8 protein-coding genes are annotated in these 7115 nt (G+C 72.5%); 4 read left to right on the top strand and 4 right to left on the bottom strand.

Going from position 1 to position 7115, the window contains the following annotated elements:
- Positions 1-435: 435 nt before the first annotated feature.
- Positions 436-816: an anti-sigma factor antagonist gene (locus UW392_RS53065; RefSeq protein WP_320782646.1), complete on the top strand. Its 381-nt coding sequence runs from the start codon at positions 436-438 to the stop codon at positions 814-816.
- A 16-nt stretch (positions 817-832) separates the two neighbouring features.
- Here the strand turns inward: UW392_RS53065 and tuf are convergent, their stop codons facing one another.
- On the bottom strand, positions 833-2026 hold the full coding sequence (gene tuf / locus UW392_RS53060) for an elongation factor Tu (protein WP_320782645.1): 1194 nt from the start codon (positions 2024-2026) through the stop codon (positions 833-835).
- A 285-nt stretch (positions 2027-2311) separates the two neighbouring features.
- On the opposite strand from tuf, the gene UW392_RS53055 reads away from it, so the two are divergent.
- Together UW392_RS53055 and UW392_RS53050 are read left to right on the top strand one after the other, a co-directional pair.
- Positions 2312-2971 carry a DUF4230 domain-containing protein gene (locus UW392_RS53055; protein ID WP_320782644.1) on the top strand — a complete coding sequence of 220 codons (660 nt, stop codon included), beginning with the start codon at positions 2312-2314 and terminating at the stop codon, positions 2969-2971.
- A 110-nt stretch (positions 2972-3081) separates the two neighbouring features.
- Positions 3082-3726 (top strand): VanZ family protein, encoded by a 645-nt coding sequence (locus UW392_RS53050; RefSeq protein WP_320782643.1) that lies wholly within the window; start codon positions 3082-3084, stop codon positions 3724-3726.
- A gap of 57 nt (positions 3727-3783) precedes the next feature.
- Here the strand turns inward: UW392_RS53050 and UW392_RS53045 are convergent, their stop codons facing one another.
- From UW392_RS53045 to UW392_RS53035, 3 genes are read right to left on the bottom strand one after another with little or no spacing between them, the layout of a single operon-like run.
- Positions 3784-4020, bottom strand: a complete 237-nt coding sequence (locus tag UW392_RS53045) for a hypothetical protein (RefSeq protein ID WP_320782642.1) — start codon at positions 4018-4020, stop codon at positions 3784-3786.
- A gap of 59 nt (positions 4021-4079) precedes the next feature.
- Positions 4080-5096 (bottom strand): DNA topoisomerase IB, encoded by a 1017-nt coding sequence (locus UW392_RS53040; protein ID WP_414497560.1) that lies wholly within the window; start codon positions 5094-5096, stop codon positions 4080-4082.
- A 10-nt stretch (positions 5097-5106) separates the two neighbouring features.
- On the bottom strand, positions 5107-5910 hold the full coding sequence (locus UW392_RS53035; protein WP_320782640.1) for an SDR family oxidoreductase: 804 nt from the start codon (positions 5908-5910) through the stop codon (positions 5107-5109).
- Positions 5911-6056: 146 nt separating this feature from the next.
- Here UW392_RS53035 and UW392_RS53030 point away from each other — a divergent pair, with 146 nt between their 5' ends.
- Positions 6057-7076 carry a PHP domain-containing protein gene (locus UW392_RS53030; protein WP_320782639.1) on the top strand — a complete coding sequence of 340 codons (1020 nt, stop codon included), beginning with the start codon at positions 6057-6059 and terminating at the stop codon, positions 7074-7076.
- Positions 7077-7115 lie beyond the last annotated feature (39 nt).

Genomic DNA, 7115 nt, shown 5'->3' with positions numbered 1-7115 from the left:
CGCCGCCGCGCGCGCGGTCCGTGCGCGCGGCGGCGGGGGCCCGGGCGCAGCGGAGGACGAGGGGCGCGAGGTGCCCGCGCGATGGGTGACAGCGGGCGTGGCGATCGACGAAAGGCGTGGTCGGAGACATGGGAGCCGGCGGACGGTCCGGTTCCGGCAGCCGCCCTCCGCGGGCCTGCACGCGCCCTCCGTCACCGGCGTACGCCCCGGCGCGGACAGGGCACTCACACAGTCGGACGACTCGTCGCGTAAAGGGAAGACATATGTCAACTGAACATGCTGGAATTCACCCTAACGAGGGTAACTTGCCGGGCCAGGAACGGTTTTGCCGTCACGGGACCCCCGCTGTCACGTCTACGCTCACAGCACGTCGTCACCCCGGCCCCCGGTGACTCGAGACCCCTGTACCCGAGGCCGGTCGGAGGCGAAGTCGTCGTGTACCAGGAGCCGGCACCGTCCGTGCGGCATCTGCGCGTCCATGAGGAACACGGCCACACCGTGCTGGAGTTCCACGGCGAGATCGACATTCTCGCCGCACTGGAGATCGTCCCGTGTCTGGACGCCGTCACCACCGGGCCGGAGCCGCGGATCGTGATCGACCTGCGGCCCGTCGAGTTCTTCGACTGCTCCGGGCTGCGGCTGCTGTACCGGGCCAGACAGCGCGTCCTCGACCGGGGCGGGCAGCTGCACCTGGTGTGCACGCACGACCTCACCCTGCGCGTGCTGAAGATGACCGGCCTCGCCCGTCTGCTGCCGCCGTCGGCGTCGCTGGACGAGGCCCTGAGCCGGCCCGAGGCCACCTCGGGGTCATGGTGAGGCGGTCCCCCGTGCGCTACTTCGAGATGCCCGTCACCTGACCCGCGCCGACCGTCCGGCCGCCCTCGCGGATCGCGAACTTCAGGCCCTCCTCCATCGCGATCGGCTGGATCAGCTGCACGTGCATCACGGTGTTGTCACCCGGCATGACCATCTCGGTGCCCTTCGGCAGCGTCACCACGCCCGTCACGTCGGTGGTGCGGAAGTAGAACTGCGGCCGGTAGTTGTTGAAGAAGGGCGTGTGCCGGCCGCCCTCGTCCTTGGACAGGATGTACGCCCGGGCCTCGAACTCCGTGTGCGGGGTGACGGAGCCCGGCTTGATGACCACCTGCCCGCGCTCCACCTCCTCCCGCTTGACGCCCCGCAGCAGCAGCCCCACGTTCTCGCCCGCCCGGCCCTCGTCGAGCAGCTTGCGGAACATCTCGACGCCGGTGACCGTCGTCCGCGTGTTCTCCTCGTGGATGCCGATGATGTCGACCTCGCTGTTGACCTTCAGCGTGCCGCGCTCGATCCGGCCGGTGACGACCGTGCCGCGGCCGGTGATGGTGAAGACGTCCTCGATCGGCATCAGGAACGGCTTGTCGACGTCGCGCTGCGGCTCGGGCACCGACTCGTCGATCGCGTCCAGCAGCTCGAGCACCGACTCGGCCCACCGCGCGTCTCCCTCCAGCGCCCTGAGCGCCGACACCCGGACCACGGGCACCTCGTCGCCCGGGAACTCGTACTCGGTGAGCAGTTCGCGCACCTCCAGCTCGACGAGTTCCAGGATCTCCTCGTCGTCGACCATGTCCGTCTTGTTCAGCGCGACCACGATGTAGGGCACGCCGACCTGCCGGGCGAGCAGGACGTGCTCCTTGGTCTGCGGCATCGGCCCGTCGGTGGCCGCCACGACGAGGACCGCGCCGTCCATCTGCGCCGCGCCGGTGATCATGTTCTTGATGTAGTCGGCGTGTCCGGGGCAGTCGACGTGCGCGTAGTGCCGGCGCTCCGTCTGGTACTCGACGTGCGCGATGGAGATGGTGATGCCGCGCTGCCGCTCCTCCGGCGCCTTGTCGATCTGGTCGAACGGCGTGTACGGGTTCAGGTCGGGGAACCTGTCGTGCAGTACCTTCGTGATCGCCGCCGTCAGCGTCGTCTTGCCGTGGTCGATGTGACCGATGGTGCCGATGTTCACATGCGGCTTGGTCCGCTCGAACTTCGCCTTCGCCACTGCGAGCCCTCCCTGGTCACCTGGGTGCTGCCGGGCGCCGCCCGGTGTGCGGCGCCCCGTCCGTCCGCCCCCTCCCGTCCGTCCGCCTCCGGTCCGTCCCCTCCTGTCTATTCGCTCGCGGGCGCGTCGAACAGGGCGCGGACGGACGCACTGCCCCGGACCCCGTGTCCGGTCCGCGCGCCCCACGCGCCGCCCCGTGCTTCCGCACCGGCCGCTCGTCGGCCAACTGGGCGTTGCATCAGGCCATTCGAGGGCATCCGGTGAGCAGAAAGGAGGACCGTCGACATGACGACGTCCCACACGCGCGCGCGCCGCCTGCCCGGCTGGGCGAAGGTGCTCACCGTCCTCGTCCTGCTCCTGGTGGTCGTGCTCGCCGCGCTGCGGCTGCTCGTCTACGGCAGTCTCAAGGACGTGTTCGGCGAGGAGACCCACGACCGTTCGGGCCCCGCGCTGCTCAAGTCCATCCAGGACATCAGCCGTTACGACGCCGCCTCGGGCAACTTCCAGGTGGTGGTGGACCTCGAGAAGGACGCGAAGTTCCTGCCGGACGCGATCCGCGGCACCCGCACCCTGTACGTGGGCGCGGGCACCGTCGACGCCTACGTCGACCTGGGCGAACTGGGTGAGGACGACGTGACGGTCAACGAGGACCGCACCTCGGCCACGCTCCGGCTGCCGCACGCGGCGCTCGGCGAGCCGGCCCTCGACCCCGACCGCTCCTACGCCGTCGCCAAGCAGCGCGGCCTCCTCGACCGCCTCGGCGACCTCTTCTCCGACAACCCCAACAGCGAGCGCGCCGTGCAGAAGCTCGCGGCGCAGCACATCGGCACCGCCGCGAAGGAGAGCGAGCTCACCGGGCGGGCCGAGTCGAACACCACCGACATGCTGCAGGGGCTGCTCGGGTCGCTGGGCTTCGAGGAGGTGAAGGTGACGTACGGCGCCTGAGAGCCCGCGTCACGTCGCGAGCGGAGCGGAGCCGGCGGGGCCCGGGTATCGGAACCGTATCCGGGGGTAACCGGCCGGGAAACACGGGAAGTTGGAATCGGGAGGGTTGAATGGCCCGTACAGGATCACGATCCCGCGCCGCGGCCGCCGGCCGTCGTGGGAGGCCGGCCCCGCACGACGGCCGGCGGCCGCTCGCGCTCCCCTGGCGTCTGCTGATCATGCTGCTGGCGTTCGTCGCGATGGTCGCGTTCGCCGTGGCGCTCGCCCGGCTCACGCTCCAGCCGTCGCCGGCCTCGGAGTCGCTCATCCACAGCAACCTGCACCCCGGCCGCTCCCTGCGGGCCTACCTGGAACAGGGCTCGCTGCGGGACGCCGTCAAGCAGCTCGGCGGGAACGTGGTGCTGGGCGTCCCCTTCGGGGTGCTGCTGCCGGTACTGGCACCCGGCACCCGGGGCATCCTGCGGGTGCCCGCGATGACCGCCCTTGTCATGCTCCTGGTCGAACTGGTGCAGGGCTCGCTCGTGACCGGGCGCGCCTTCGACATCGACGACGTCATCCTCAACACCACCGGCGCCCTGCTGGGGTACATCCTCCTGGGCCGGCGACTGGGCCGGGCCGCCCACCCGCGGGTGGAGCGGAAGGAACCGGTGGACGCCGTGGACGAGGACGACGAGCTCCCGCCCCCGCCCGCCGCGCGCCACCGGTGGAGGGCGAAGGACGGCAAGGAAGCCGGGACGAAGGCACTGAACGCCTAGGCGGACCGCAGCCGCTCGCCGGCACCCGCGCGCGTGCGCGGGTGCCGGCGAGCGGCGTCAGCGCACCGCCCAGGTGAACTTGTCGCCGCCGACCCAGCAGACCACGTCCGGGTCGTCGAGGTCGCGGACGTGGATGCCGGCCGCCGAGGCGGCGAACAGGACATCGGTGATCGCGGTGGCCCTGCCGACCACCTGACCGTCGATCTCCACGACGCGGAACGGCGGACTGCCCGGTTGCACGCCGAGCACCGTGATCCGCGGATGCCGCACGTACAAGGTCGAGTGTTCGGTCATACACAAGAGCGTAGAACGCATCGGCCGAAGGGGCACGAAACACACATCACGCCCTCGTCTCAGCCGCCGAGCAGGTCGAGGACCGCTCCCTCCACGGCCCCCTGGGTGGCGGGCCGTCCGAAGTCGCCGTGTTCACCCAGGCGGGTGAGGGCGGGCGCGATGGTCTCCCCCTGCTCGAACAGCTCGAACACCTGCGGGTCGATGTAGGAGGCGCGGCAGACGGCGGGCGTGTTGCCGAGGTAGCGGCTCACCTCACGCACGGCACGGGTCAGCTGCCGCCGCCGGGCGGTGGCCGTCGCCGCGCCCGCCTCCGCGGTGACGGCCACGGCGACCGCGGCGAGCACGGTGGCGTGCCAGGTGCGGAAGTCCTTGGCGGTGATGTCCGTGCCGGACAGCCGGCGCAGCGCCTCGTTGAGGTCGTCCCCGTGCAGTTCGTGCCACGCGCCCCGCTCGTAGTAGGCGAGGAGCCGCTGCCCGTCCCGCCGTCGGCGCCGCAGGGCCCGTACGACGCCGTGGGCCTGGTCGTCCACGAGGGCGCGGACCATCTCGACGCCGCCCTTGGCGGGGTAGTTGAAGGCGATCTCGTCCCGCCGCACGGACACGTGTTCGCGCAGCATCGTCGTCAGGCCGTACGTCTCGCTGGTGCGCGTGTGCCGGTCGCTGCCGATCCGGAAGAAGCCGAGGTCCAGCAGGCGGACCGCGCACGCCGTCACGCGCGCCCGGCTCAGGCCGCGCCCCGCGAGGTCCTCCGCGACCTGGGCGCGCAGCTCCGGCAGGGCGCGCGCCACCTTCCGCACGTGCTCGTGCTTGGCGCGCTCCTGCTGGGCCCGGAACTCCTCGTGGTACAGGTACTGGCGGCGTCCCGCGTCATCGGTGCCGACGGCCTGCAGATGACCATTGGGCCAGGGGCAGATCCACACGTCCCGCCAGGCGGGCGGGATGGTCAGGGCACGGATACGGGCCAGCTGCTCCGGGTCCCTGAGCGGCTCGCCACCGGTGTCGCGGTAGCGGAAGCCGCGTCCGCTGCGCACGCGGGAGAAGCCGGGCCGGTCGCAGGAGCTGGTGCGCAGGCGCACGGCGGGCCGCTCAGGGCCGCCGCCAGTCATCGCTCTCCAGATGTGATCCGGCCTGCGGGCCCATCCGCACCATGCCGCCGTCCGCGACCCAGGAGGCGCCGGTGACGTACGAGGCGTCGTGGCCCGCGAGGAAGGCGATCACGGCCGCGATCTCGCGGGCGTCGCCGGGGCGGCCGAGGGGAATGCCCGGGCGGCGCTCGGTGTGCACGTCGGTGTCCTCCTGCCCGGTCATCGGGGTGGCGATCTCACCGGGCGCGACCGCGTTGACGGTGATGCCGTGCTCGCCCAGTTCCAGCGCCATGACCTGGGTGAGCAGTCCGAGGCCGCCCTTGGCCGCGCAGTACGGGGCGGAACCCACCCGGGGCTGGTGCTCGTGGACGGAGGTCACGTTGACGATCCGGCCGCCGTCGCCCTGGCGGATCATGTGCCGGGCGGCCCGCTGGGAGCACAGGAACGGGCCGACGAGGTCGACGTCCAGGACGTGGCGCACGTCGTCGAGGCCCAGGTCGAGGAAGGGCGTGGCCGTGCCGGTGCCGGCGTTGTTGACGAGGACGTCGATGCGGCCCAGCTCCGCGCACAGCTCGTCGATCGTGTCCGCGGCCGCGGGCAGCCGGGTGAGGTCCATCCGCGCGACGACGGCGCGCCGACCGTGGGCGCGCACCTCCTCGGCGGTCTCCTCGGCGCCCTCGTGGTCGGTGTGCCAGGTGATGCCGATGTCCATCCCCGCCTGCGCCAGGCGGACGGCGGTGGCGCGGCCGATGCCGGAGTCGGCACCGGTGACGACGGCCACCTCGGTGTGTTCACGCGCGGACATCGGACCTCCTTCGTGGCGCTGCGGCGAAGAGGGACGCAGCGGCGATTACGGACGAGGCATCGCAGTACCCGGGGGCGGGGGGCACAAACCGCGCGCCCGTCGTGCGGCCGCGGTGCGGCTGGGCAACCCTGGAGGTGGAGGTGGCGATGGACCCCGTCGAGGCACTGGACCGGATCGCGTTCCTGCTGGAGCGGGAGCAGGCCCCCACGTACCGCGTCCGGGCCTTCCGCACGGCCGCCGGGGTGCTCGGGGAACTGACCGCGGACGAGGTGGCCCGGCGGGTGGCCGACGGGACGCTCGAGTCGCTGAAGGGCGTCGGCCCGAAGACCGCGCAGGTGGTGCGCGAGGCGCTGGCCGGTGCGGTGCCGGAGTACCTGGGCAGGCTGGAGGACGAGGCCGGCCGGCCGCTCGCGGCGGGCGGCGACGAGCTGCGGGCGCTGCTGCGGGGCGATTGCCACCTGCACTCGGACTGGTCGGACGGCGGCAGCCCGATCGAGGAGATGGGCCGGACGGCGGCCGCGCTCGGTCACGCGTGGGCGGTCCTCACCGACCACTCGCCCCGGCTGACCGTGGCCCGCGGGCTGTCCCCGGACCGGCTGCGCGAGCAGCTCGACGCGGTGGCCGCGCTGAACGAGCGGTGGGCGCCCTTCCGGCTGCTCACCGGCATCGAGTGCGACATCCTCGACGACGGCTCGCTGGACCAGGAGCCCGAGCTGCTGGAGCGGCTCGACGTGGTCGTGGTGTCGGTCCACTCCAAGCTGCGCATGCCCACCCGCCCGATGACCCGCCGCATGGTCGCGGCCGTCCGGAACCGCCACGCCGACGTGCTCGGGCACTGCACCGGGCGGCTGGTCACCGGGCGGGGTCGGCCGGAGTCCGAGTTCGACGCGGCGGAGGTCTTCGCCGCCTGCGCCGAGGCGGGGACGGCCGTGGAGATCAACAGCCGTCCCGAACGGCTCGACCCGCCCCGGCGCCTGCTGCGCCGGGCGGTGGAGGCCGGCGTGCTGTTCGCCGTCGACACCGACGCGCACGCACCCGGCCAGCTCGACTGGCAGGTCCACGGCTGCGCCCGGGCCGAGGAGTGCGGGGTGCCCGCGGGGCGCGTCGTGAACACCTGGTCGGCGGAGCAGCTGCTCACCTGGACCCGGGACCGTAGGACCCCATGAGCGGGCGCGGGGACGACGGGCCAGTCCGTCGTCCCCGCG

The sequence above is a fragment of the Streptomyces sp. CRN 30 genome, from assembly GCF_034105845.1.
This window is presented reverse-complemented; position numbering and strand designations above follow the sequence as displayed.